Below are 24894 nucleotides of genomic sequence, written 5' to 3'. Positions count from 1 at the left end.
AGCCGGCGTGCCAGTGCGAGCCGCGCGCCGGCTCAGGCCGGGGCGGGATGGGAGCGGCTGGCGCGGCGGTAGCCGAGGACGGCCGGGACTGCGAAGAGACACAGGGCCGTCAGCGACCAGGCGAAGCTGAGGGTGAGCGGCCGGGCGAGGGGGCCGCCTTCGGACAGTGCGCGCATGGCTTCGATGGTGACCGAGATCGGCTGGTGTTCGACGACGGGGCGGATCCAGCGCGGGTAGGCATTGAGCGGGACGAAGCCGGTGCTGAAGAACATCAGCAGCGAGGTCAGGATCGTCATGCTTTCCACCAGTGTGGCTTTGGGCGCGAGGGCGGCGATGGCGGTGACCACGGTGGCGAAGCCGAGGCCGAGCAGGACGGGGATGAGCACGAAGGCGAGGGCGGGCAGCACGCCCTGCTGGAAGCGGAAGCCGAGCAGGTAACCGAAGGCCACGATCATCAAGGTGCCCAGCAGGATTCGGGCGCCTTCGGCCAGTACGCGGGCGGCCGGGCCCGAGGCGCGGTGCACGGGCAGGATCCAGAATCTGGCGAGCAGACCGGCTTCGCGTTCACGCCACAGCATGGCGCCGCTCGCCACAGCACCGGAGAGCGCGCCGATCACGGCGACCATGGGGACCGAGCCGTAGAGGGCGCTGTGCCCGGAGAATCGGCTGACCTGGGAGCCGATCACGGTGTTGAGGACGAACAGCAGCAGGCACGGGATGACCAGGGTTTCCAGCAGGGTGACCGGGTGGCGGGTCCAGCGCAGCAGGAGCCGCTGGGTCTGGATCATGGTGTCGCGCAACAGCATTGTCATGCGGCGCTCCGGATGTTCAGCCGCCAGGCCAGGGGCAGGCAGAGCAGGGCGATCGCCGCGATCCAGAGCAGGGCGGGCGTGATCAGTCCGAGGGTGAGGACGGGTGCGCCGCCGCCACTGTCACCGGCCAGTGCGCGCAGTACGGCGGCGAACTGGGAGACCGGCTGATTGCGCACGAAAGGCTGGATCCACTCCGGGAATTGGCTCGCGGGCGCCAGGCCGGTGGAGAGCAGCCCGAGGATCAGCGGCGGCAGCCCGAGGATCTGGGTGATCGATTCCGGACTCCGCGATGCCGTGCCGACGACATCGGCGGCGAGGGTGAACACCATGCCGATGCACAGCGCGAACACCACGAAGCCGAGCGTGTGCGCGGCATCGAGCCGGAACCGGAAGCCGATCACGTGCCCGCAGACCAGGGCCGCGGCCAGGGCGATGCACAAGCGCAGGAAGGATCCGGACATGCGGGCGGCCACCGGCACCAGCGCCCCGATCGGCATGGTGTGGAAGCGGCGGTCCAGTCCCGAAACCGCGTCGGTGGCGGCGCGCATGGCGGCCGAGATGGCGGTGAAGGCGCTCGCCTGCAGGATCACCAGCGGCATCATGAATTGCGCGTAGCTGCTGTAACCCGTTCCGGCGAAGGACATCACGATGTTCAGCGGGATGTAGAACCCGGCGGTGAACACGGCCGGGGCGATCACCGAGGTCAGTACTTCACCGGAGCGCACGGCAGGTACGACGAGCCGCCCGCTCAGCGCCCACCACTGCTGTACCGCGACGGGTGTGGCGCGCACCGAATCGAAGCGGATCACGGCGGTCACGGATGCACCTTCTTACGTGCGGCGCCAGGCTCGGGGGCGGCATGTTTGCCGGGACTGGCTGTGAGCGAGAGGAATACATCGTCCAGCGATGGCCGCCGCAGCGCGATATCGGCCAGTTCGATGCCCGCGCCGTCGAGCAGGCGCAGTACCTCGGCAACCGTTTTCGCGCCGTCCGGTGCTGGCACGGTCAGCCGGTCGGTCTCGGTGCAGGATGCGGAATGCCGCTGTGGCGCAATCTGTTCCAGCACCGCCTGCATGATCTCGAGCTCCTGCGCGTGCAGCGGGACGATCTCGCAATAGCTGGATCCGGTGCGCGCCTTGAGCTCGTCGGCGGTGCCTTCGGCGACGACCGCACCGTGATCGATCACCACGATGCGATCGCACAGCGCGTCGGCTTCTTCCAGGTACTGGGTGGTGAGCAGCGTGGTGATGCCGTCGTCGCGGAAGGTCCGCACCAGCTCCCAAACCCCTTGCCGGCTGCGCGGATCCAGCCCCGTGGTGGGTTCGTCCAGGAACACCACCTCCGGGCGCACGACCAGACCGCAGGCGATATCGATGCGCCGCCGCATGCCCCCGGAATACGTGCCGACGCGCCGCGCCCCCACCTCGGTGAGTTCGACGGTCTCGAGGAGTTCGTCCGCGCGCGCCCGGGCGTCCCGTTTGCTCAACCCCTGGAGGCGGCCGAACAAGACGAGGTTCTCGTACCCGGACAACATGCCGTCGAGCGCCGCGAACTGTCCGGTCAGCATGATGGACCGGCGGACCGCGGCGGCCTCGCGCACCACATCGTGCCCGGCCACCGCCGCCCGGCCGCCGTCGGGTGCGAGCAGCGTGGAGAGGATGTCGACGGTGGTGGTCTTGCCCGCCCCGTTGGGTCCGAGCAAGCCGAGGATCTCCCCCGGTTCCGCCACGAAATCGATGCCGCGCAAGGCGGATACGCCACCGAACGCCTTCTCGATGCCCTCGACGATCACCCCGCCGGTGCCGCCCGTAGCGCCCGTCATGCGCCCGCGCCCGGTCGCGTGGTCAGGTGCGGGTCGAGCAGCCGCGCGATCCGGGACAGTGCGGCCGGCGCGGTCATACGACTGTGTTCGGCGTCGATGTCGTACACGGTGATCTCCCCGCCGACATGCGGCCGCCAGGCCTCCGGTTCGGCGATCCGCGAAACCCCTTGCGTGGCACGGAAGAACACGATGTCGCCGTCGAACCGGGGTCTTCGATACCCGCCCATGAGCCGGATGGCCGCGTTGTAGGACCCGGTGAGCCGTTCCAGCAGTTCCGCGGTCACCGGCGATTCCGCCCCGAGCCGATCACGGATCAGCCCGGCCGCGGCCTCGGCGCCGATATCCGCGGGGATGCCGGAAAGTCCGAACAGCCCTCCGAATTCGTTGAGCAGCGCTCCGACCGCGAGCTCTTCGGTCGCCGCGGCATCGGCGTGCGCCCCGTTGGAGGCGTCGGCGTCCATCATCGCCAGCACGCCGACTTCGGCTCCGTCGGCCCGCAGCACTGCCGCGATGGCGTGGGCGATGATGCCGCCGAACGACCACCCGAGCAGATGGTAGGGGCCGTCCGGTTGCGCGGCCCGGATCTCGCGGGCGTAGCGCTCGGCGAATCCGGCGATGGTCGCGATCGGCTCCTCCCCCGACAGCTCGGGCGCCTGCAGCCCGTAGATCGGCCGTCCCGGGCGCAGCAATTCGGCGAATCCGAGGAAGGGCCAGGCGATTCCGGATGCCGGGTGCACGCAGAACAAGGCCGGTTCCGTACCGCCGCCGCGAATGGGCAGCAGCACGTCCAAGCCCAGTGCCGAGGATTCGGTACCCCCGGACCCGGTCTCGGCCGATGCCGCCAGCGCGGCCACGGTGCGATGCCGGAACACCTGCGCGGGCGTCAATGCGATCCCTCGCCCGCGCGCCCGGGACACCAGTTGCAGGGCGATGATGCTGTCGCCGCCGAGCGCGAAGAACGAATCGTCGACGCCGATCCGATCCCGGCCGAGCAGTTCGGCGAACAGGTCAGCGAGCTCCTTCTCCGCCGGCGTGGCGGGCGCCCGATAGGCGACGGTGTCATCGGTGAACACGGGATCGGGCAGCGCCTTGCGGTCCAGTTTGCCGACCGGGGTCAAGGGGATGGCATCGACGATGACGAAGGCGGCGGGCACCATGACGGCGGGCAGCCATTCGGCCAGATACGCACGCAATTCCCCGATCCGCGGCGTCGGCCCGGCCGCCGACGGCACCACGTAGGCGGCCAGCGCGGGCTGCCCGGCGGGGGTGTGCACGCCGAGCGTGACCGCGAATTCGACCCCGGGCGCGGCGGCGAGCACCGCGTCGATCTCGCCCAGTTCGATGCGCTGCCCGCGAATCTTGACCTGGAAGTCGGCGCGCCCCTGATATTCCAGCTGCGGTTCCGCATCGCCGGTCCACCGCACCAGATCGCCGGTGCGATACATCCGCTCCCCCGGCGCCCCATACGGATTCGCGACGAACCGCCCGGCCGTCAGCCCGAACCGGTTGAAGTAGCCGCGTGCCAGCGACGGCCCGGTCACGTACAGCTCGCCGACCACGCCCGCGGGAACCGGCCGCAGCCAGGCGTCCAGCACGAGCAGGTCGCTGCCCTGCACCGGCCCGCCGAGCGTGACCGGCGCATCCGCCGCCAGTTCGCCGGATCGGGTTGCGACGATGGTGGTTTCGGTGGGTCCGTAGAGGTTGACCATATGCCGTCCGGGCGCCCACTGGGCCACCAGATCCGCGCCGATCGGCTCTCCGCCGACCGCCAGGTGCCGCACCTCGGGCAGGTCGCCGGGTTGCAGGGTGGCCAGTACGGACGGGGTGACGAACGCGTGCGTCACCCGCTGGTCGCGCAGTACCGCGGTGAGATCGGCGCCGCTGTAGGCGTCCGGTGGCGCGACGGCGAGCGTCGCGCCGGAACCGAAGGCGTACAGCATTTCCAGGATGGAGGCGTCGAATCCGGGTGAGGCCACGTGCAGGACCCGTGCGTGCCGGTCCAGGCGCATGGCGCAGATCTGCTCGGCGACGAAATTCGCCAGGCCGTGATGCTCGAGCAGCACCGCCTTGGGTTTGCCGGTGGAGCCGGAGGTGTAGATCAGGTACGCGATCTGCTCCAGGGTGATGGGCCCGCCGCGTTCGGCGTCGGTCACCGGTCCGTCCGGCACGGTCATGGCGTGCCGGAGCGTGCGCAGTTCGTCGAGCACCAGCCAGTCGACGGTGTCCGGCAGTTGATCGCCGATCTCGCGCACCGTGATTCCGATCGGCGCGCGCGAATCGGTGAGGACGTGTTCGATCCGGTCGATGGGATGGTTCGGGTCGACCGGCAGGAACGCGGCGCCGGTCTTGGCGACCGCCCACAGGGCGACCAGAGATTCCAGTGAGCGGGTCAGCGCCAGCACCACGAACACTTCCCGGCCGACCCCGTGCCGGAGCAGGATGCGGGCGTAGCGGTTGGACCAGGCATCGAGTTCGGCGTAGGTCATGGACCGGTCACCGGCCACGATGGCGGTCGATTCCGGGTCGAATCCCGCTCCGGTGGTGAGGATTTCGTGCAGAGTGAGCGGTACGGCGGAGCCGGCGCCGCGCCTGGGTGTGAGGTGCTGGCGCTCGGATTCGGTCGCGGCCGGCAGTTGCGCGAGGCTGTGCTCCGGGTGGGTGGCGATGGCGGTGAGCAGCCGTACGAATCGCTCCAGCAACGTCCCGGCGGCCTCGGCATGGAGCTGTTCGGTCCAGTGGTTGACGGTGATCCGCAGGGTGTCGCCGTCGCCGCCCGGGAGCGGGGTCACCTTGAGAATCAACGGGTACGGCGCGGATTCGGTGTCGGCGATATCGATCAGCCCCATACCCGCCCGGGCCAGGGCCGTGTCGAGTCCGGCACGGTCGACGGGCACCGATTCGTAGACGGTGATGGTGTCGAACAGTGCGGGCATATCCACCGCGCGATGGATATCGGCCAGGCCGATGTGCTGGTGGTCCAGCAGTCGCGCCTGCTCGGAGACCATGCGCGCCAGCAGATCCGAGATCCGTTCGCCGGGATCGAGGGTGACCCGCACCGGCAGGGTATTGATGAACAGGCCGATCATCTCCTCCACCCCGGGCAGCTGCGGGGGACGTCCGGAGACGGTCGCCCCGAACACGACGTCGGTGCGGCCGGTCAGGGTGGACAGCAGTAGCGACCAGGCCAGTTGCAAAGCGGTGTTCACGGTCGCGCCGGCGTTTCCGGCCACCCGGTTCAGCGCGGCCGTGAGTTCAGCGGGCAGCTCTGTCGACAGCGTGCCCGGGGTGGGCGAAACCGGTTCGGCCGCAGGGAGAACAAGTGTCGGCGCGTCGATACCGCGCAAGGCGTCGGTCCAGGCCGCGAGCGCGGAATCGCCGGTGTCGCCGAGCCAGGACAGGAACTCCGCGTAGGAATGCGCGGGCCGCTGAGCCTCGGAATCGGCTGTGCCGGTGAGGTATCCGGTGAGCAGTTCGCGGATGAGCAAGGGCATGGACCAGCCGTCGAGGACGAGGTGGTGGCTGGTGACGATGACCGTCCAGGTCACGGGGGTGGTGTGGATCAAGGTCAGCCGCAGAAGCGGCGGTTGTGTGAGGTCGAACCGGGCGTGGGCGTCTTCCTCGAGCATCCGCGCCAATTCACGCCGTCGGTCCTGTTCGGTGTGTGCGGTGAGATCGATTTCCCGCCAGCCGATATCGGCGGATTCCACGACCACCTGACGCGGACCGGTCTCGGTCTCGATGAAGCCCGCACGCAGAATATCGTGCCGGTCCACCAATCCCTGTGCGGCGGCGCGCAATCGGGCGGCATCGATGGAGCCCCGCAGTTCGGCCTTGGTCTGGAGCAGATAGTGGTCGACGGTGTCCGGGTCGAATCGGGTGTGGAAGTACATGCCCTGTTGCAGCGGCGACAGCGGCCACACGTCGATCAGGCCCGGATAGTCCAGCCGCCACAGCTCCAGGTCGAGCTCCGGCACCGGGACGAGGCTGAAGGGCGCGATCGGCCCGGCCGCGGGATGCGCCGCCGCCTCGGTGACGGCCGCCAGTCCCGCGATCGTCTTGTGATCGAACACGTCGCGCGCGGTGAACGCCAATCCGGCGGTGCGCGCCCGGGATACCAGTTGCAGGGCGATGATGCTGTCGCCGCCGAGCGCGAAGAACGAATCGTCGATGCCGATGCGCTCGCGGCCCAGCAGTTCCGCGAAAAGCGCCGCGAGTGTCTGCTCCACCGGAGTGCCCGGTTCCCGGAATACGGTCGCACCGTCGGTGAACACGGGGTGGGGCAGCGCTTTGCGGTCCAGTTTGCCGACCGGGGTCAAGGGGATGGCGTCGACCATGACGAAGGCCGACGGAACCATGACCGCCGGCAGGCGCTCGCCGAGATAGGTTCGCAGCTCGTGGTCCGTGGGTGCGCAGCCGGGGGCGGGGACGACGTAGGCGGCCAGTGCGGGTGTGCCGGCCGGGCCGCGTACACCGAGGGTGACCGCGAATTCCACGCCGGGAGCGTCGATGAGGGTCGCGTCGATCTCGCCGAGTTCGATGCGCTGCCCGCGGATCTTCACCTGGAAGTCGGTGCGGCCCTGGTATTCGATCCGGGGGTGCGCTTCCGAGGTCCAGCGCACCAGGTCGCCGGTGCGGTACATGCGTTCACCGGGCGCGCCGAACGGGTTCGCGGTGAACCGGTCCGCGGTCCGGCCCGGTCGCCCGGAATAGCCGCGCGCCAGGGCCGGACCGGCGAGATACAGTTCGCCGGTGACACCCGGCGGCACGGGGCGCAGCCAGGAGTCGAGCACCATCGCCGCCATGCCGCGGATCGGCTGACCGAGCGTGACCGGTTGTCCCGCAACGAGTTCGGCGGGACCGGTGGCCCAGATGGTGGTTTCGGTAGGTCCGTAGAGGTTGACCAAGCGCCGGCCCGGCGCCCATTGCGCCACCAGGTCGGCGCTCACCGCTTCGCCGGCGACGGCGAGGAATCGCAACTCCGGCAGGTCCTGCGGTTTCATGGTGGCGACCACGGACGGGGTGATGATGGCGTGCGTGACGTGCTGGGTGCGCAAGAGTTCGGCCAGTTGATCACCGCTGTAGACGTCGGAGGGCGCGACGACCGCCGTGGACCCGCCCGCGAAGGCCAGGGTCTGCTCGGAGACGAAGGAGTCGAAGCTGGGCGAGGCGACCTGCAATACCCTCGAATGCCGGTCGACCCCGAATGACTCCTGCTGGGAGGCAACCAGATCGGCGATGCCGCGCTGGGAGATGAGGACGCCCTTCGGGGTGCCGGTCGAGCCGGAGGTGTAGATCATCCAGGCGGCTTGGTCCGGCCGGGGCCGCGCGAGTTCGATTCCGGCGGGGGCCGCCAGGCTGGGATCGTCGAGCTCGAGCCAGTGCACCCCGCCGGGCAGCGCAGCGCGCTGAGCGGATTCCGTAAGTCCCAGCGTGGCACCGGAATCCGCGAGCACCAGTGCGATGCGGTCGGCGGGCTGCCCCGGATCGATCGGCAGGAACGCCGCACCGGCCGCGGCCACCGCCCAGACGGCGACGATCAGTTCCGGTGAACGCGGGAGCAGCAGTGCGACCAAGGTTTCCGGGCCCGCACCGGCGGCGGTCAGGAGCCGGGCGATGCGATCGGATTCCGCCCGCAATTCGCGGTAGGTCATGGTGTGCGTGCCGGAGACGATCGCGACCGCGTCGGAGTTCAATGCCGCTCCGGCGGTGAAGATTTCGTGCAATGTGCGCGGGACTGCGGCCGCGCCGCCGCGCAGTGGCGTCAGATCCGCTTCCGGTTCGACGACCCCGGACAGATGCCCGACGGTCCGGCCGGGCTCGGTGGCGATCCCGGTGAGCAGGCGCACGAAACGCTCCAGCAGCGTCCCGGCGCGTTCGTCGTCCAGGCGTGAAGTCCAGTAGTTGATGCCGATCCGCAACCGGTTGTGGCCGTCCGCGCCGGGCTCCGGAACCACCTTGAGGCTCAACGGATATGGCGCTGTCTCGATATCCGAGACCTCCAGCACCCGCATTCCGGCGCGGTCGAGTGCGCCGTTGAGGCGTTCCCGATCGATCGGCACCGATTCGTAGACGGTGATGGTGTCGAACAGCTCCGGCATGCCGACCGCGCGATGGATCTCGGCGAGCCCGATGTGCTGACAATCGAGCAGCCGCACCTGTTCGGCCCGCATGCGGGCGAGCACCTCGGTGACGGGTTCGGCGGGGTCCAGCGTGACTCGCACGGGCAGGGTATTGATGAACAAGCCGATCATTCCCTCGACGCCGGGCAGTTGCGGCGGGCGACCGGAAACCGTTGCGCCGAACACCACATCGGTGCGGCCGGTCTGCATCGACAGCAGCAGCGACCAGGCCAATTGCAGCGCGGTATTGACCGTGGCTCCGGCCTTGCGCACCGCCGACTCCAGCTGGGCGGTCACAGCCGCGGGCAGCTCCGTCGAGACGCTGCCTGCGCCGATCGGGCCCGGTTCGGGTGGCGCGGGCAGCACCAGGGTGGCGGCGTCCACACCGTTCAAAACCTCTGTCCAGGTGTCGATTCCGGTGCCGTCGTTCGCCGCCAGCCACGCGAGGAATTCGGCGTAGGAGTGCGGCGCTTCTGCCGGTTCCGTTGGGCCGGTGAGGTATCCGGTGAGGAGTTCGCGGATCAGCAGCGGCATGGACCAGCCGTCGAGGACGAGGTGGTGGCTGGTGATGAGCAGCGTCCAGGTGTCGGCGGTGGTGTGGATGAGCGTCAGGCGCAGCAGGGGCGGGCGGGTCAGATCGAAACGGGTGCGAGCGTCCTCGCCGGCCAGCCGGTGCAACTCGGCGTCACGGTCTCGATCCGGCAGGTCGGCGAGATCCACTTCGCGCCAAGCTACTTCGGCGTGCTCGAAGACGATCTGCCGCGGTCCGTCCGGGGTATCGACGAAGGCGACGCGCAGGCTGTCGTGCCGGTCGATCACCGCCTGGGCGGCGGTGCGCAGCCGGGCGGCATCGACGGAACCGGCCAGCGCGGCCCGGGTTTGGATCAGGTAGCGGTCGACGACGACCGGATCGAACTGGGTGTGGAAGTACATGCCCTGCTGCAGCGGCGACAGCGGCCACACATCGGTCAGGTTCGGGTAATCCCGTCGCCAGCGCTCCAGATCGGCCTCCGACTCCGGGACCAGCGCGAACGGTTCGACCGGGGCGCTTACGGATTCGGGTGCCGTGGTGGTCGCCACGGCGGCCAATCCGGCCACGGTCTTGTGGTCGAAGACATCGCGCGCGGTGAAGGACAGTCCGGCCGCGCGGGCGCGCGACACCAGCTGGAGGGCGATGATGCTGTCGCCGCCGATCGCGAAGAAGGAGTCGTCCACGCCCACCCGCTCCCGGCCGAGGAGTTCGGTGAACAGTTCGACCAGGGTGCGTTCCACCGGGCTGCCCGGGGCGCGGTATTCGGTCGTCTCGTCGGCGAAGACGGGGTCGGGCAGTGCCTTGCGGTCCAGCTTGCCCACCGGGGTCAGGGGCACCTCATCGACCATGACGATCGCGGCGGGCACCATGTAGGCGGGCAGCTGCTGCGCCAGATAGGCACGTAGATAACCGATTTCAGGAGCAGGCCCGGTGTCGCCGGGCACCACGTAGGAGGCGAGGGCGGGCTGGCCGGCGGGGGTGCGCACGCCGAGGGTGACGGCGTACTCCACTCCGGGCGCGGCGGCGAGCACGGCATCGATCTCGCCGAGTTCGATGCGCTGACCACGGATCTTCACCTGGAAATCGGACCGGCCCCGATACTCCAGCAGCGGTTCCGCGTCGCCGGTCCAGCGGACGAGATCACCGGTGCGGTACATGCGTTCACCCGGAGCGCCGTACGGGTTGGCGACGAAGCGGCCGGCGGTCAAGCCGAACCGGCGCAGATAGCCGCGCGCCAGGGCCGGGCCCGCCAGATAGAGCTCGCCGGTGACGCCCGGCGGGACCGGTTGCAGCCAGCTGTCCAGCACGAGGGCCTCGAAACCGCGGACCGGCCGCCCCAAAGCGATGGGCCGATCCGGCCCGAGATCGGGGAATCGGGCTGCGACAATGGTGATTTCGGTGGGGCCGTACAGGTTGACCAGGCGCCGGCCGGGTGACCATTGCGCGACCAGATCCGCGCTCACCGCCTCGCCGCCCACCGCGAGACTACGCAGCTGCGGCAGGTCGTGCGGGCGCATAGTGGCCAGCACCGACGGGGTGATCAGCGCGTGCGTCACCCGTTGATCGCGCAGGACGGTCTCCAGTTCCGTGCCGCTGTAGGCATCCGGCGGGGCGATGACCAGGGTCGCGCCGCAGCCGAAAGCGAAGAGGGACTCCAGGACCGAGGCGTCGAAGCCGGGCGAGGCGACGTGCAGGACGCGCGCGTGGCGGTCCAGGCGCATCGTTTCCCGGTGCTCGGCAAGGAAATTCGCCAGGCCGTGGTGATTCAGCAGCACGGCCTTGGGTTTGCCGGTGGAGCCGGAGGTGTAGATCAGATAGGCGATCTGGGCGGGCAGGATCGGGCCGCCGCGCTCGCGGGCGGAGATCGGCGTCGCGGGCATCTCGCCGACGTCGCGGAGGGTTCCGGGGTCATCGAGCAGGAGCCAGTCGACGAGGCCGGGCAAGCGAGCCGCGGTGTCGCGCAGCGTGATTCCGAGCGCGGGACGGGAATCCGACAGGACGTGTTCGAGGCGATCGAGCGGATGGTCCGGGTCCACCGGAAGGAAAGCCGCACCGGTCTTGGCGACCGCCCATAACGCGACCTGCGATTCGATCGAGCGAGTCATCGCGAGCACCACGAACCGTTCCCGGCCGATGCCGCGCCGCAGCAATACCCGGGCCAGGCGATTCGACCTGGCATCCAGCTCGGCGTAGGTCAGGGACTCGGTGCCGGAGACGAGCGCGGTCGCCGCCGGATCCGATTGCACTCCCGCCGTGAGGATTTCGGGCAGGGTGGACGGCAATACGGCAGCCGCGCCCCGTGCGGGCGCCAGGCCCTCACGTTCCTCGGCTGTCGTGACCGGTATCCGCGACAGCGCGCCCGCCGCGCCCGCGCGCAGGAACCGATCCAGGAACGCCAGGAATCGCTCGTGATGTGCGTTCAGCTCGGCTTCGCTGTACAGGTTCGGATTCGCCTGCAGATCCAGGTGCGTGCTCTGCCCGCCGATGCCCGGATACACGTTCACGAACAGGTCGTCGATCAGCCCGGAGATGAGCACGTGCAGGCGGCCGATCACCGGGCCGAGGTGAATCCGGTTGTCGAACATCATCAGGTTCACCGTCGGGCCGAACGACGTGGCGATATCCATGGTGTGCCCGAGGTCCCGGAAGATGTCCTCCTGGCGATACCGCTGCCGGCGCAACGCACCGGTCAGTTCGCGCTGGGTGGCGGCAATGAGCTCACCGACCGTCATGCGCGGATCGCGGCCCAGGCGCAGCGGCACCACATTGGCGACCATGCCGCCCGAGCGGCGCAGCGCCGCCGTGGTGCGGCCCGAGACCGGCAGGCCCAGCGTCTCCTCCCGGGCATCGGTCATGGCGCCCAGGTAGGCGGCGAACGCGGCGACCACGATGGGCGCGATACTGCTCGATTCCGCCGCCGCCATCCGCTCCAGCAATTCCGCTGTGGCAGCAGGTATTTCACCGGAGACGAGCGCGGGTTGCGCGGCCACCCCGCCGGTGCGGCCGGCCAGGGTCACCGGTTCGGCGAGCCCGGCGAGGTGGTCGTGCCAGTACTCCCGGTCCGATCGCATGCGGCTGGAATCGCGATAGGCGAGATCGTCGTCCACGATTTCCCGCAGGGCGGCGGCCCGGGCGACCGGGATTTCCTGACCGGAACTGATCGCATCGTAGATTTCGCTGGTGCGCTGCATCATGGTCATGGCGCCGGCGCCATCGATGACGATGTGGTGCATCCGCGAATACAGGAACCAGGATTCCTCGTCCAAGCGCAGCAGCACCACCCTGATCAGCCGGTCGGCGTACAGGTCCAGCGGTGCGGCGTATTCCGCGCGCATCCAGGCGCGGGCGGCGGCATCGGCATCGGGCCGGCCGCCCAGATCCACCAGTTCGACGTCGATATCGAGCCCCGGATCCACCACCTGGCAGGGGACGCCGCCGGTCTCGACCAATCGCAGCCCGCCGGTGCCGAATTCGCTTCCCGCTTGCCGGACCGCGCGGGCCAGCACCGCGATATCGACGTCGCCGGAGAATTCGACGTATTGCGCAATGGAAATCGGGGTGTCCCCGGCCACCTGCTGCGCGAACCAGATGCCGCGCTGGGCGGCGGAGAGTTCGAAAGCGTCGGTGGAAGGCATGGTTTCACCCACGGCGGATCCGAGCATGGGATTCCTGTCTGCGAATGGTGGATTTCCGATTCCGGCGGCGCGTTCAGCTCGCGCGCCGCTGACCGCCCACTTCGGCCGCCGTCAGCGGTGCGCCGGTGGTGCTCAGATACTCGCGCAACGTCGCGCGGTCATCGAGCACCAGCCAGCGCACGGCATCGCTGAGCTCACCGCGCCGAGCATGCACGGTGACGCCCAGCGCCGCCGCGGGGGTGAACGTCCCCGCGCCCACCCGCCACGCGGTGGCACCTATCTTGACCAGTGCTTTTCGCACTGCGAGGGCCTCGAATCCGGGCACGCCGGCCAGTACGACGAGACAGCCCGGTCCGGCTCCCATCCGCAAGAGCATGCGCGCCAGCCGATTCGACCACGCCTGCAGATCCGCGTCCGTGAGCGCGAACCCGTCCGCGACCGCCACCACGCCATCCGGCCGCGCCGCCGCGACCGCCGTCTCGTCACCGAAAGTGCTCATACGCATAGAAATCGATCCTCCTACCGGTCGAACGCATTTCTCCACGTGCAGGCAGTGATAACCGCCGGATGACGCGGCACGGGCAGACACTGGATACGCCCCGGAAAGCGGATGGAGACTGCGGGTGGGAAACACATCCGCGAAATTCGTTGCCGCTGAATTCGAATCGACTACGCAATCACTGCATCGGGATTGCCACCGGTTCGCACAATCCACCGTAAACACGGCGCAACACACCCGTAAACCTGCCGACCCCACCCGCCTCCGGGCTAACACCCGCCAGTGTCACCCCTCCCCAAAACACACACTCCCCGGTGCCCCCACCACGTCCCATCCGCCACTCGAGCCTCGTCCCGGCTCCGCTCCCCCACCTCCGCCAGCCCCACCACCAGCATCAAGGCCATGGTCACCACCGTCACCGCCAGGAACAGCGGCGGCGCCCGCTCTCCCATCCCACCGATCACGCCATCACATAGGCCAGTACCGGCGCAGCCCATCCATAACTGGATCAATCGAGCCCCAACATGCTCACTCACCTTGGAGTTCAGCCTAATCCGCCGTGAACTGCGTTAAACCTTCTCCACACCAACGCAATTCGCGCGCCGACTAAGATCCTCCCCCTTCGACGACCCGCTCGACAACCTCCGCCACCTGCGCACCCGCGATGAACCACCACACGGCAGCCAGCACCATGGTTCCCAGCACCCCCGCCAGAATCCGCCAGCCCGGCCCCGGCTCCAGCGCGGGCCGGTCATCCGGAACCCCACGAGCCAACTTCCACCGCCAACGCACGTGCGCCCACCCATAATTCACCGCCGCCGCCGGAAGCAGCCCCAGCGTCAACCCGAATCCCCGAGTAGCCCCGACCCCGATCCCCCCGACCCAGGCGACCCCAATGGCGATCTGCCCGATAGCCGCCAACCCGATAGCCAACTGCCCCACCGCGATTACGCCCCGCGCCAACTGCCCGATCGCGATCACCCCGGTCGCAACCTGCCCGAACGCGAAACACCCATTGGCAACCTGCCCCACCGCGATAACCCCGGTGGCCTCCTGCCCCACCGCCACCACCCCGACCGCCATCGGCCCCGAAGCGAAAACCCCGACCGCACCGGGCCCGATCGCGAACAACTGCATGCCCGGAGTCTACGAGTCACGGGCCGGGCGCGAGTTCCCAGCCGAGCCTGCCGCCCGCCATCCGAAGACCGGTCCCGCCCGATCAGAGCAGGAGGTTGCGGGTGGGGTCGGCGGGGTCGTAGAGGACGCGCAGATGTTCTCGGGTGGCGAGGTAGCTGCCGGGATGTTGTTCGTAGGAAGCGCTTTTCGCGGTGAAAGAGCGGCCGGTGGCCGGGTCGGTGCAGACGGCTTCGAGCGAGTAGCTGAGGGGTTCCTTCGATCGGCGGCCGTGACCACCCTCTTGCACTCGGACACTGTGGACAGGGACGAACAGCTCACGGCCATGATCGGTGAGCCAAACGGCGAGGCGACGGCGGCGACGAGCGCTCACGAATGCCCACCCGCCCGCGAGAACGAACAACAAGCCGAAGCCACCGATCATCACAGTGCCCCCGAAAGTTTCGTGAAAGTCCGCCACGCGCGCGTCAGCAGGATCGGCGGGGTCGTACGCAACAGAAACCGTGTCACCACGCCAGTAGGTGTGCAGAACACTCCAAGTGGTGATTTCGGCTCGATACCGGCGCCCGTCGGCCGCCGTGAACGACACCGTTCCCCGCCCGCCATCCGCATCCGGCGCTTCCACCACCGTCCCATCGGTTCGCGCCTTCCCTGCGAGCTGCGAGTTGTTCCACACCCCCAAACCGACAGCGAGCAATACGATCACCAACCCCACCCCCAGCCCGAACAACGCATTGCGGCTCAGCGAAAGCGCCTTGGGCACCGAAATCGCGGGACCTCCAGGCTGCGCCGCGTCGGGTCGTTTCATCTCCACACCCGGTTATCGCGCCGAACGTCGCCAGCGCAGCAGGACGCGCCCGGAGCAAAGGTCACCTTTCGATGACCATCGACCGTAACTGCGGCTCGGCTACCAGCCCGGGGCGGCTTCGACCGTGCCGTCGGTGATCGCCGCGACCAGGTCGGCGTGGTCCTTTCGGGTCTGCCGGGCGTAGGATTCGGCGAATTCGGTTATCGCGCTGGTGAATTGGTTTCCTTTGCCGATGTAGGCGGCGATGGCTACCGGGTCGCCGCTGCGCGCGTGGGCTTTGGCCAGGGCGTGTGCGCAGGATGCGGCGAACGGGGTCAGGTAGGGGGCGATCTTGCGGCCGTCGGGGATGACCTTCATGTCGCGGAATTGCCGCACGTAGAAGTCGAAGCCTTCCGCTCGCGTCCAGCCGCTGAACAGGTCGGTCGCCGACTGCATCAGGTGCTGGCCGGCCACTACGCGATGCCCGTGGTTGTCGTGCCGGCTCGGTTCCAGGTGCTGCTCGTAGACGGAGGCGCCGGCCTGCTTGATCTGCAGAAACTGTGGAGCTTGGCCGCTGTTGCCCTCGGCCAGCACCAAGTACACGCGCATGCCGACACTGCCGACGCCGACGATCTGCCGAACCACATCGGTCAGGGTGAACCGTTCGAACAGGGTCGAGAGTTCCTCGGGCACCGAAGCCGAGTAGGTGCGGAACACCTGCCAGGCGATCTCGGCCTCGTGGCGGTCCTGCGGACGGTCCAAATGCACTCGGAACGGCGGCTTTTCGATGATCCGGCGCCGGCCCTCGCGTAGCTCCGTCAGCTTCCGGAAGGCCCCGGCGCTGGTGCGGCGCTCGGCCTCTTTCGCGATCCGGCGGCTCATGTCCTCGCGGTCCCGGGCGGACAGCGAGGACAGCGGAGTCGCCACGTCGATCCGGTCGTACCAGACATCGAGTTCGGACATGGCGGCGTACTCGCGCATGTGCGCCCGATACGACCTGACAGCCGCAACCACCGCGTCGCGCGCCGCGCCGCCGGAAAGCCCATTGTCCCGGGCACACACCACCAGACTCGCGGCCAGCCGCTTCACATCCCATTCGAACGGCCCCGGCAGCGTCTCGTCGAAATCCCGCAGATCGAACGCCAGATTCCGCTCCGGCGTCGCCCACAGTCCGTAATTGAGCACATGCGCGTCCCCGCACAACTGCACCAGCAACCCCGTATGCGGCGACAACGCCAGATCAGCGGCCATCACCGCCGCCGCACCCCGCAGATACGTCCACGGCGACGCGCTCATCCGCCCATAGCGGATCGGCAACAGATCCTTGTCCCGTTCGGAATGCTGGCCGAACAGCACCTCGAGCGCACTCCGCGAACGCCGCGCGCCATCCCACTCCGCCAAGCTCCGCCGCGGCACCACCCCCCGAGCCGCACGCCCGGTCGCGATACTCACCTCGTTGGCCACACTGCCGGACAATCCGAACCCTCCTTCACTCGATGGAGGCCCCCGCACCGCGGAGCCGGGCAACTCGACAAGCGTACGCCGGAAGAAAACGGCTGCATGATGGCGACCGAGAGACGGCGCTTGATACCGTCGGCGGTATGCCGGGCGTCGCGGAAGCTGAGTTGCTGGCGCGGCTGCGGGCGGGGGACGAGGCGGCGTTCGCGACCGTTCTCGATCGGTGGTCGGATGGAATGCTCTGGCTGGCACGGGATTTCGTGTCGACGAACGAATCGGCGGCCGAGGTGGTGCAGGATACCTGACTTGCGGTGATCGAAGGCATCGACGGGTTCGAGGGGCGGTCGTCGTTGCAGACGTGGGTTTTTCGGATTCTGGTCAATGTCGCGAAACGCCGGGGCGTGGCCGAGCATCGGTCGCTGCCGTTCAGTAGTGCGCTGCCCGCGGACGACGACTCGGGTCCCACGGTCGACCCGAGTCGATTCCAAGGCGCGGACGAGCCCTACCCGCATCATTGGCGGGCGTTGCCGGCGCCCTGGCCGTCACCGGAACAAGAACTCCTGCACCGCGAATTGGGCGCACGGATCAGCGCCGCGCTCGACGAATTGCCGCGACGGCAGCGCATGGTCGTCGGTCTGCGGGATGTGCACGGCTACACCGCCGCGGAGGTGTGCTCGATACTGGAGATCACGCCCGCCAACCAGCGGGTGCTACTGCATCGAGCCCGGGCGTTCCTGCGCGCCAGGATCGACGAGTACCTCTCCACCGACGAGCCCCGCACCGGCATGGGAAGGCAGGCCGCGACATGACCCGGATGAATTGCGACGAGTTCGTCGAAACCGTCACCGCCTACCTCGAGAGCGACCTCGACGGCCCGGAGCTGCAGCGATTCCTCGAGCACTTGGACGAGTGCGATGGCTGCGAGACCTACCTGGACCAGATCCGCGAAACCATCGACACCCTGCGACGCGGGCCGCGGCCGCAGTTGAGCCAGGCGGACCGGAGCGCCCTGCTGGCGGCGTTCCGCACTCGCCCGAAATAAATCTCGCGCATCCCGCGTAACGTTCGCGGACCGTTCCGACACTGAGCCTCCATGGATTCCGCTACCGGACCAAGGAGACAAGCCATGAATAACGCCGCACTCGCGCAAGCCCCGCGCCGCTACCTGCCGACCGCCGACGCCGGCCGCACAGTCGACCGGCTGGGCTTTCTCATCGCCTGCTTCGGCGTCATCGCGGCGCTGGGCTGGATCGGCGCGATGAAGTTCACCGCGGAGGAAGCCGCCGCGATCCAGCCACTGGTGAGCGGCAGCCCGCTGATGAGCTGGCTCTACGACGTCGCCGACGTCAGAACGGTATCGGCCGTGATCGGGGTCATCGAGATCACGACCGCCGCGCTCATGCTGCTCGGCATTCGCAGCGCCATCGCGGGCGTGGCCGGCGGGCTGCTCGGAACCGGCACGTTCCTGCTGACGCTCTCGTTCCTGGTGACATCGACCAGTTACGCCGGCACGCCGCCGTTCTTCTCCCCGGGCGGTGCCTTCCTCGTCAAAGACCTTGCGCTGCTAGGCGCGTCGCTGATGATGCTGGGTCGCTCGTGGGCTCGTCTGACGACGCGATGAATTCCTGTTGATCGCCGAGGTCGCGAAAACGGCAGAGCCGCAGGCGATCGACCTGCGGCTCTGCCGGACCCTATTCCTTTGCCGCGGAGCCGATTACGGATGGTTGGTGCGAGCCCAATCGATGATGACGGACAGCGCCGGTCCGCCACCGAACTCGTTGTCGTTGTCGGTGGTCACGTCGGAGGATTTCTTGACCGTGGTGTCGCCGATGGTGCTGCCGACGCCGACCACCCGCGGCCAGGCTTCCCCGTCCCACCATCCCCAGGTGGGTCCGCCGGATTGACCGGGAGTGAAGTCCTTGGCGTGCCCCATGACGTAGCCGGTCTGACCGGCGGTGGAGTGCGAGGAAGTGGTGCGGACCGCGCCGTTGTTCTCGAAGGCGGGTCGTTCACCACTGGCCCGCTCACCCGGATAACCCATTGTCTGCCAATAGGATCCGCCGTTCCAGCCCGTATCGTAGGCGCGGAACCCGGCGAACCCGGTGGTATCGCCGATGCGTTCGGAGAAGACCAGGACCACATAGTCGAAGGCGGTCTGGTCGTCGGTCATGGTGCCGGGGTTCTCGACCCAGGAGATGACATCGGTGGCATAGAAAGTGCCCCACGGACCGCGGCCGTCGTAGTAGGCGGGCGTGAAGTTGATCCAGCCGATGCGGCCCTGGGAGTCGCGACGCCAGTCCACGACGTGGCTCGCGGTCAGCACGTGACGGGGTCCGATGACCGTGCCCGACCCCCAGCCGCCGGCGGTGGCGACCTTGCCGATGATCCGCCAGGGGAAGGCATCGGGCTGGAACAGATACCTGTCGTCAGCGTCGAAAATCGAGCCGCCACGCTTCCGCGGTTTGCCCCCGGTAGGAACATCCCGCCAGACACGCGGCGCGCGCTGCGGCCGGAAAGTGGTCTCGAGCCCGCCGGGCCGATGCCCGGGAAGATCGCGCGGCGTAGCGTATTCCCCGAGCTGATCCCGGCTCAATCGCACATCCGCCGGCCGCAGCCGATCGCGCGTGTCCGGCAAGCCGTCGACACCGACGCGGGCGGTCACCCGGGTACCCCGCTCACCACGCTGAACATTCACCTCCGCTCCCCTGGCCGAATCCGTATCGGCGAGAACGACTTCGATGGTGACGTCGCTCGGCGGATCGGCGGGAATGACGCGGTCGTACGCCAATTCCTCATAACTGAGTGGATTGCTCATGCCTGGTCCCCTCCTCGATTGATTCTCCCCTGCTCGATGTGAGCCAGATCAGTTTCAACCCGCCCGGACCAGCGCGGCACGAGTAGCCGGCTACTCGATATCAAAATGCTCTGATAATCGGAGAGCCCAGGCACGGACCGCGGCCCGCTGCCTGAGCTCGACCGATGTCACATCGCCTGCGCGTAGGTCCCGAATTCCGAGCGGTCCTCCTCACGCGCGGCCATGCGACCGTTCACGAAGATGGCGGCGTACGCGTAGTGCGCATCCTTCCCGCTGACGGCCGACCACACGTAGGTCTCCTTGGCGAAGAACACGTCCACCGAACGGCACCAGACACCGCCGTCCTTGGCCTCGCCGAAGGTAGCGATCTCCTCCCGCTTACCCAGACTGTCGTAGTACGTGATCCGGTTGTTGTCCTGCGTGTCCGAGCAGAACACATACCGCACGTTGCCATACTTGGGCACCTCCGCAGCATGTGCGGCACCCGCCCCCGCGACGAGAGCTCCGGCGACTACGCCGGCCACGCCACAGGTCGAGAGTGCGCGCCGCGACAGTGTCCGTGTCATATGAGAAATCCTTCCGATCCTGACCGGAGACAGGTAATTCCCACCCCCGGTCGCCCGCATGGCGTTGCCAGCGAACCGGACATTCAACCACGCCAACGTGTTTGATGGTCTACTCGGGAGGGGCAGATCACCCTGCTCAACGAATTGCCCAGTTCGCCGAACCGGGTGAGTTGGGCAACGGCGGGCATTACTCGATGCGGCCGGCGAATCTGTCGTTGGCCCGTAATACGGTGTGGCAGTGGCTGATATCTACAGCAGATACGCACTTTCCTTCCGCGTCCCGGGCGAATCGAATCGGCTATCGAGGCGTGAACGAGCCGCTGTCAGGCCGGTTCGCAGATAACCACCGGAATATCGCGCCGAGTGCTGCGCTGATATCCCTCGTACGGGTTGCCGATACCGCGAGTGATCTCGGGCCAGAGCTCGGCCTTCTCCTCCGCGGAAGCGGTGCGCGCGACGTACGGCTTGGTCTCCCCACGCACGGTGATCTCGACCTCGGGATGCGCAACGAGATTCAGATACCAGGCGGGGTTGTGCGAAGCGCCACCGAGCGAGGCGATCAGCACGATCCGTTCCGGAGCGAAAATAGGCGAGCTCAACAACGTAGAGCGCCGCTGACCGGTCTTCCGACCGATAGTGTGCAACTCCAACGCCTGCATCGACCCGAGCCTGTGCGGCCAACGACCACCCGTCAGCTTCAACAAGGTCCGATGTCCGTTCTCCAACACCCAAGCGCCGCTTTCCGCAACCCAATCGGGAGTCTTCTGCTTGTCACCCATCGGCACTCCCCTTCGGTTAGACAGCATCTTCGGTCGACATCTTCACGAGCTTTCGTGACTGCATCATGTGCGGCCGCTCCGAGTCAATGACAGGAGAGGACAAGAGCTAGAAAACCCTGCATTGCCGAATGGTTCGCATTTCACCTGTTGATGTCGTATCCGGCAAGCTGGCGGTGTGAGAGTTGATGTCGCCGCATTCGTCGCCGCGGGCGCCCTACCGGATTGGGATGCCAGCGAAGACCAGATCTCGTACCGCCAGGCCCAGCTCGAAGCGATAACCGGTCCGGTCACCGGCGAGGAAGCCGCCGCGCTGATCCAATGCTTTGGGCCAGACGACTGCTACGGCCTTGCCTGGACTCTACTGCATCTCATCGAGACCGGCCCTAATCCCGCATTCACAAGCAAGCCGGAACCCGATGCCAACGCCTGGCATCACACTCTCTGGATGCGAGCAGTCGCCGGCGGCCTGGTGATAGCGACCGAAGCACCGGAACAGCCGCCCCGTTTCCTCGGAAGATTAACGGAATGAGCCGATCCGAGGTCGGCGCGCATGCTACTACCGAACGTCGGTATCGCGGCGGCTACAGCAGCCCTACGTGCATGTAGACGGTGCTCCTGGTGGCGGAGCCTGCGATCAGCCGTTCCCGGTTAACATTCGCCCCTCGTCACCGCGATCGTTTCGTGACGACCGCCGACCCGCGGGCCGGTCGTGACGGGAGGGTCGAATTCATGCGTGTGGCAATAGGATTGGTCGTCGTGACATCGGTAGCGTTGGTGAGCGGTTGTTCGAGATACACCCCGGAAGACGCGGTGCGCCAGCACATCGAGGCCGCAGCGGCCGGCAATGTCGCCTACCTGCGCGAACACACCTGCGGTAACCTCGCCAAGCAGCTGGCGACCCGCACCGACGATGAGGTGCGCGCCGCATTCGTGCACTACTACGAGCCGAAACCCGACCGCTTCAACGACCACGACGCCACCGAATCCCCGGTCATGGTGGAGGGCTACTACACCGGCGCAACAGATCTCGACATTGCCTTCGTCATCGAAGACAACGGGCATGGCTATTGGAAGGTGTGCGAGGTCCGGAAAGGCAATGGGATCTTCGGGACGATTCCCGGCCCCTTCGGGTAGCGGCGCACGCAGCCCGATTCCCCGGTGGCGGAGGAACAGGATCACAGTGTTCACCAGCGCACTATCCTGCCGCTGATCGCTGGGACAGATGCGGTGTTCGCCGGCGAACGCGCACCGCATCTGCCGACTGCACTGTGCTGTCGGCACTCAAGGGTGTGGGTAGATGCCCGGCTGCGCCAGGTGCGTGATCGTGTCGGCGATGTCGCCTTCGGTACGGCCGAACGCCAGGTCGAAGTAGGCGCGTAGATACGTGCGTTGAAGGTCGAGGACGCGACGGGGGTCGCTGTTCCCGATGATCGATTCGCTGGTGGCCTGGGCGAGCAGGCCGCCGGTGACGAGTTGGGGCAGGATCTGCCCGACGTCGTTGAATGCCATGTGCTCGGTTCCCGACAGGCGCAATGGGATCTTCGCCCCGGAATTGTTCGGCCAGAACGGTTCCCAGTTCTCGCGGTTGAGCCATCGAGGATTGTCGTTGCCGAGCATGAGCAGCGGCTGGTTCAGTCCGTCGGTGACGACGGAACCCAACAGGGGCCCGTCCAGGTTCACCCCGGCCAGGGTGCGCGGATCGTCATGCATGGCTTGGGCGGTGGTGGAGCCGCCGAGAGAATGACCGAACATGCCCACTCGTGTCGGGTCGAGACTTTTCGTCAGATTCACTTCGTCGCCGGCCGTGACGCCTGACGCGATGTCGGTGAGCCGGTTCAATACGAACCGGATGTCGGCCACGCGGACGGGTAGCAGCAGGTCGGTGAGAACTTCTGGCGGTGAGTCCAGGGGGGATAACGGTTCGTTCGATGCGGCCATCGGGGAATTGGACGGCGAACGCTTCGTGGGTGTGGTTGATCGCGGCCACGATGTAACCGTGACTGGCCAGATCTTCGGCTTGGGCGGTGTTCAGTCCGGCCGGATCGTCCATGCCCGGTGAGAACAACAGGATGGGAAATGGGCCGTCGGCAACGCGGGCTTTCGCACCCTGAATGCTGTGCCCCGGACCGAAAGTCCATCTGTCCTGGTCGATTCCGAGATCGGCGAGGTCGCTGGTCTGCGCCTGCAGAGCACCGGCCGGTATCCACGGAGCGGCTGGTGTGCCGTTGGCATCCGCTGCCGGATACCAGATCCTCACCATCAGCTCACGCTGCTGATCGGTGTTCCACGGGTCCGTGCGATCGGTGTCGACCAGCCGAAGTTCGGTGACGCCGACAGGGAGCTTCCCTGTCGGGGCGGGTAGTGAGATCACCAGGGCGGAAAGGGCATTCGGTGCCGAGAGCGCGCCAGGGATGCCCACTACCACCTCGATCGAGAGGAATACGACGGCGAATATGGAACGGCACAAGGCATTCGGACGGATGACAGCCCCCTTCGAAATGATTCCGAATGGAAACACTACAAGATCGGATGTGTCATGGCTTTCGCTCCACTCTCGCCGCCATCCACTCATGCTGCGCCCCGGCGTTCGGAACCGGCTACGCGCCCGGCCGGCGAGGGCACGCAAATGCCGAACGTCGAGTGGCACATGAGGCTGGGGATACGTCCTGATCATCGGGACGAGCTCGGCCCGGCGGTGAACCTGGTGCCTACCATCCGGTGATGACCAGCTCCAGGCGCGCAGTGATCTCGTTGCTTCACGACTATGCCGATGCTCTCGACCGGCGTGATTGGGCGAGCCTGAACAGCGTATTCGCTGCCGACGTGACGGCGAATTACTCGGGCGCCGAGATCGTCGACGGCCGAGAGCGTCTCACCGGAATGATCCGGGGATATCTCGACAAGTGCGGCCCCACACAGCATTTGATGGGTCATGAGCGCGCGGTTGTCGATGGTGACCGGGCCTCGGTGTCTGCCAAGATGCGAGTTCACCACATAGGTGCCGATCGCCCTGACCTCACGTTCGAAGTCTTCGGTTGGTATCACGCCGAGGCCGCCCGCACCCCGGAGGGTTGGCGGATCGTGAGCTGGCGGCAAGAGGTCACCCACGAGGTGGGCACCTATGAGGTGTTCGGCCGTAAATAGATCACAACTCGAGTCGGCATCAGGCATCCGCGACTGGTGTCCCCGGCTCCTACGCCATCACCGCGAATCGCCTTCGACGACATCGATTGCGCGGGGGTGATTTTCGCCGGGGCCGCCTCCGGACCAGTGTCATTCCGGATGGTGGCCGAAAGCCCGGAGGAACGTCGCGATCGCGTTCCGGGTGACTTCGCGCAACTCGGCTTCGGAGATCCTGCGTACCCCCATGCGAGTGCGGGCTTCGAGGGGCGCGGTGAGCAGGGCGGCGAGCTGTTCGGCGGCGATGGCGGGGTCCGAGGCGAGGTGCAGCTTGCCGGCCAGGGCGAGTTTGGCCAGTCGTGCGGACAGTGCGTCGCCGACTCGGTCGGAGGCTTTGTCTTTGACGATATCGAGCAGGTCCGGCATGTTCGGCAGGTTCGCGTGCAGCAGTCGGCGCAGCGCAACGGAGCGTTCGTCGCAGTAGCACTCGGCGAGCGTGAGACCGGTCTCGGTCAGCAGCGTGGCGAGATCGCCGTCCTGGTCGAGGATTTCGACCGCGGCGAGATTTCGCGTCAGTGCCTGCGTGGAAAGGTGGGCGATCACTTCGCGGAACAGGGTCTCCTTGTCGCCGAAGTGGTTGTAGATCGTGTGCTTGGCGACCCGCGCCTCCCCGGCGATGGCGTCGACGCCCGCCTGGTGGTAGCCGTCCCTGGCGAAAACGGTGAATGCGGCGTCCAGGATCGCCTGCCGCTTGTCTATCCGCCCGCTCGGGCGCTCCGGCTTCAGTGAGGGCACGAGACAACCCTAGCGAATGCA

20 protein-coding genes and 1 pseudogene are annotated in these 24894 nt (G+C 67.5%); 7 read left to right on the top strand and 14 right to left on the bottom strand.

Annotated features, from left to right (window positions below):
- Positions 1 to 32: 32 nt before the first annotated feature.
- From NY1_RS38635 to NY1_RS38595, 8 genes are all read right to left on the bottom strand, one after another.
- Positions 33 to 812, bottom strand: a complete 780-nt coding sequence (locus NY1_RS38635) for an ABC transporter permease (protein ID WP_067722493.1) — start codon at positions 810 to 812, stop codon at positions 33 to 35.
- On the bottom strand, positions 809 to 1630 hold the full coding sequence (locus NY1_RS38630; RefSeq protein WP_233434675.1) for an ABC transporter permease: 822 nt from the start codon (positions 1628 to 1630) through the stop codon (positions 809 to 811). Before NY1_RS38630 ends, NY1_RS38635 begins: the two co-directional genes overlap by 4 nt.
- Positions 1627 to 2634, bottom strand: coding sequence for a daunorubicin/doxorubicin resistance ABC transporter ATP-binding protein DrrA (locus tag NY1_RS38625; RefSeq protein ID WP_067722491.1), 1008 nt, complete (start codon positions 2632 to 2634; stop codon positions 1627 to 1629). The genes NY1_RS38630 and NY1_RS38625 overlap by 4 nt, the downstream gene beginning before the upstream one ends.
- Positions 2631 to 12920, bottom strand: a complete 10290-nt coding sequence (locus tag NY1_RS38620; protein ID WP_233434674.1) for a non-ribosomal peptide synthetase — start codon at positions 12918 to 12920, stop codon at positions 2631 to 2633. The genes NY1_RS38625 and NY1_RS38620 overlap by 4 nt, the downstream gene beginning before the upstream one ends.
- Positions 12921 to 12993: 73 nt before the next feature.
- Entirely contained in the window at positions 12994 to 13425 is a 432-nt protein-coding gene (locus NY1_RS38615; protein WP_067722487.1) for an AMP-binding protein, read from the bottom strand.
- Between the two features lie 600 nt (positions 13426 to 14025).
- A complete protein-coding gene (locus NY1_RS38605) occupies positions 14026 to 14556 on the bottom strand; it encodes a hypothetical protein (protein WP_067722483.1) in 531 nt (176 codons plus the stop codon).
- 82 nt (positions 14557 to 14638) lie between these two features.
- The gene (locus NY1_RS38600; protein WP_067722481.1) at positions 14639 to 15316 is read right to left on the bottom strand and encodes a DUF3592 domain-containing protein; all 678 of its coding nucleotides are present in this window, start codon (positions 15314 to 15316) and stop codon (positions 14639 to 14641) included.
- A 144-nt stretch (positions 15317 to 15460) separates the two neighbouring features.
- Complete coding sequence (locus NY1_RS38595) at positions 15461 to 16816, bottom strand: DUF2252 domain-containing protein (protein WP_233434673.1); 1356 nt, start codon at positions 16814 to 16816, stop codon at positions 15461 to 15463.
- A gap of 125 nt (positions 16817 to 16941) precedes the next feature.
- Between NY1_RS38595 and NY1_RS44945 the strand changes: the two genes are divergently transcribed.
- From NY1_RS44945 to NY1_RS38580, 4 genes are all read left to right on the top strand, one after another.
- Positions 16942 to 17103 carry an RNA polymerase sigma factor gene (locus NY1_RS44945; protein ID WP_233434672.1) on the top strand — a complete coding sequence of 54 codons (162 nt, stop codon included), beginning with the start codon at positions 16942 to 16944 and terminating at the stop codon, positions 17101 to 17103.
- 6 nt (positions 17104 to 17109) lie between these two features.
- Positions 17110 to 17607 carry an RNA polymerase sigma factor gene (locus NY1_RS38590; protein WP_233434671.1) on the top strand — a complete coding sequence of 166 codons (498 nt, stop codon included), beginning with the start codon at positions 17110 to 17112 and terminating at the stop codon, positions 17605 to 17607.
- On the top strand, positions 17604 to 17840 hold the full coding sequence (locus NY1_RS38585; RefSeq protein WP_233434670.1) for an anti-sigma factor family protein: 237 nt from the start codon (positions 17604 to 17606) through the stop codon (positions 17838 to 17840). The genes NY1_RS38590 and NY1_RS38585 overlap by 4 nt, the downstream gene beginning before the upstream one ends.
- An 84-nt stretch (positions 17841 to 17924) precedes the next feature.
- The gene (locus NY1_RS38580; protein ID WP_169815472.1) at positions 17925 to 18419 is read left to right on the top strand and encodes a DUF417 family protein; all 495 of its coding nucleotides are present in this window, start codon (positions 17925 to 17927) and stop codon (positions 18417 to 18419) included.
- A gap of 93 nt (positions 18420 to 18512) precedes the next feature.
- Here the strand turns inward: NY1_RS38580 and NY1_RS38575 are convergent, their stop codons facing one another.
- The 3 genes from NY1_RS38575 to NY1_RS38565 all read right to left on the bottom strand — a co-directional run bounded on the left by NY1_RS38575 (position 18513) and on the right by NY1_RS38565 (position 20958).
- Positions 18513 to 19613 (bottom strand): trypsin-like serine peptidase, encoded by a 1101-nt coding sequence (locus NY1_RS38575; RefSeq protein WP_067722476.1) that lies wholly within the window; start codon positions 19611 to 19613, stop codon positions 18513 to 18515.
- A 167-nt stretch (positions 19614 to 19780) separates the two neighbouring features.
- On the bottom strand, positions 19781 to 20179 hold the full coding sequence (locus NY1_RS38570) for a hypothetical protein (protein WP_157762761.1): 399 nt from the start codon (positions 20177 to 20179) through the stop codon (positions 19781 to 19783).
- Positions 20180 to 20502: 323 nt separating this feature from the next.
- Positions 20503 to 20958, bottom strand: coding sequence for a nitroreductase/quinone reductase family protein (locus NY1_RS38565; protein WP_067722472.1), 456 nt, complete (start codon positions 20956 to 20958; stop codon positions 20503 to 20505).
- A 175-nt stretch (positions 20959 to 21133) separates the two neighbouring features.
- Here NY1_RS38565 and NY1_RS42450 point away from each other — a divergent pair, with 175 nt between their 5' ends.
- Both NY1_RS42450 and NY1_RS38560 read left to right on the top strand, forming a co-directional pair.
- A complete protein-coding gene (locus NY1_RS42450) occupies positions 21134 to 21487 on the top strand; it encodes a hypothetical protein (protein ID WP_084536166.1) in 354 nt (117 codons plus the stop codon).
- A 227-nt stretch (positions 21488 to 21714) separates the two neighbouring features.
- On the top strand, positions 21715 to 22092 hold the full coding sequence (locus NY1_RS38560) for a hypothetical protein (RefSeq protein WP_157762760.1): 378 nt from the start codon (positions 21715 to 21717) through the stop codon (positions 22090 to 22092).
- 147 nt (positions 22093 to 22239) lie between these two features.
- On the opposite strand, the gene NY1_RS38555 is transcribed toward NY1_RS38560, so the two are convergent.
- A complete protein-coding gene (locus NY1_RS38555) occupies positions 22240 to 22896 on the bottom strand; it encodes an alpha/beta hydrolase (RefSeq protein WP_157762759.1) in 657 nt (218 codons plus the stop codon).
- 31 nt (positions 22897 to 22927) lie between these two features.
- Positions 22928 to 23530, bottom strand: a pseudogene (locus NY1_RS45490) (alpha/beta hydrolase); the annotation flags it as partial.
- Positions 23531 to 23679: 149 nt separating this feature from the next.
- Here NY1_RS45490 and NY1_RS38550 point away from each other — a divergent pair.
- The gene (locus NY1_RS38550) at positions 23680 to 24102 is read left to right on the top strand and encodes a nuclear transport factor 2 family protein (protein WP_067722466.1); all 423 of its coding nucleotides are present in this window, start codon (positions 23680 to 23682) and stop codon (positions 24100 to 24102) included.
- A 129-nt stretch (positions 24103 to 24231) separates the two neighbouring features.
- Here NY1_RS38550 and NY1_RS38545 read toward each other — a convergent pair whose 3' ends face one another.
- Positions 24232 to 24873 carry a TetR/AcrR family transcriptional regulator gene (locus NY1_RS38545; RefSeq protein ID WP_067722464.1) on the bottom strand — a complete coding sequence of 214 codons (642 nt, stop codon included), beginning with the start codon at positions 24871 to 24873 and terminating at the stop codon, positions 24232 to 24234.
- Positions 24874 to 24894: the final 21 nt, after the last annotated feature.

Origin of the sequence: Nocardia yamanashiensis NBRC 100130 (genome assembly GCF_001613325.1) — a bacterium.
Taxonomy (GTDB): Bacteria; Actinomycetota; Actinomycetes; order Mycobacteriales; family Mycobacteriaceae; genus Nocardia; species Nocardia yamanashiensis.
Note: the sequence above shows the minus strand (reverse complement) of the source record. Positions and strands in the feature narration are given on the sequence as shown.

Bases quoted from the DNA above. Each gene is read 5' to 3' on its own strand.
- NY1_RS38635 (WP_067722493.1), bottom strand. From the start codon at position 812: ATGACAATGCTGTTGCGCGACACCATGATCCAGACCCAGCGGCTCCTG.
- NY1_RS38625 (WP_067722491.1), bottom strand. From the start codon at position 2,634: ATGACGGGCGCTACGGGCGGCACCGGCGGGGTGATCGTCGAGGGCATC.
- NY1_RS38620 (WP_233434674.1), bottom strand. From the start codon at position 12,920: ATGCCTTCCACCGACGCTTTCGAACTCTCCGCCGCCCAGCGCGGCATC.
- NY1_RS38615 (WP_067722487.1), bottom strand. From the start codon at position 13,425: ATGCGTATGAGCACTTTCGGTGACGAGACGGCGGTCGCGGCGGCGCGG.
- NY1_RS38605 (WP_067722483.1), bottom strand. From the start codon at position 14,556: ATGCAGTTGTTCGCGATCGGGCCCGGTGCGGTCGGGGTTTTCGCTTCG.
- NY1_RS44945 (WP_233434672.1), top strand. From the start codon at position 16,942: ATGCCGGGCGTCGCGGAAGCTGAGTTGCTGGCGCGGCTGCGGGCGGGG.
- NY1_RS38585 (WP_233434670.1), top strand. From the start codon at position 17,604: ATGACCCGGATGAATTGCGACGAGTTCGTCGAAACCGTCACCGCCTAC.
- NY1_RS38580 (WP_169815472.1), top strand. From the start codon at position 17,925: ATGAATAACGCCGCACTCGCGCAAGCCCCGCGCCGCTACCTGCCGACC.
- NY1_RS38575 (WP_067722476.1), bottom strand. From the start codon at position 19,613: ATGAGCAATCCACTCAGTTATGAGGAATTGGCGTACGACCGCGTCATT.
- NY1_RS38570 (WP_157762761.1), bottom strand. From the start codon at position 20,179: ATGACACGGACACTGTCGCGGCGCGCACTCTCGACCTGTGGCGTGGCC.
- NY1_RS38565 (WP_067722472.1), bottom strand. From the start codon at position 20,958: ATGGGTGACAAGCAGAAGACTCCCGATTGGGTTGCGGAAAGCGGCGCT.
- NY1_RS38555 (WP_157762759.1), bottom strand. From the start codon at position 22,896: ATGGCCGCATCGAACGAACCGTTATCCCCCCTGGACTCACCGCCAGAA.
- NY1_RS38550 (WP_067722466.1), top strand. From the start codon at position 23,680: ATGACCAGCTCCAGGCGCGCAGTGATCTCGTTGCTTCACGACTATGCC.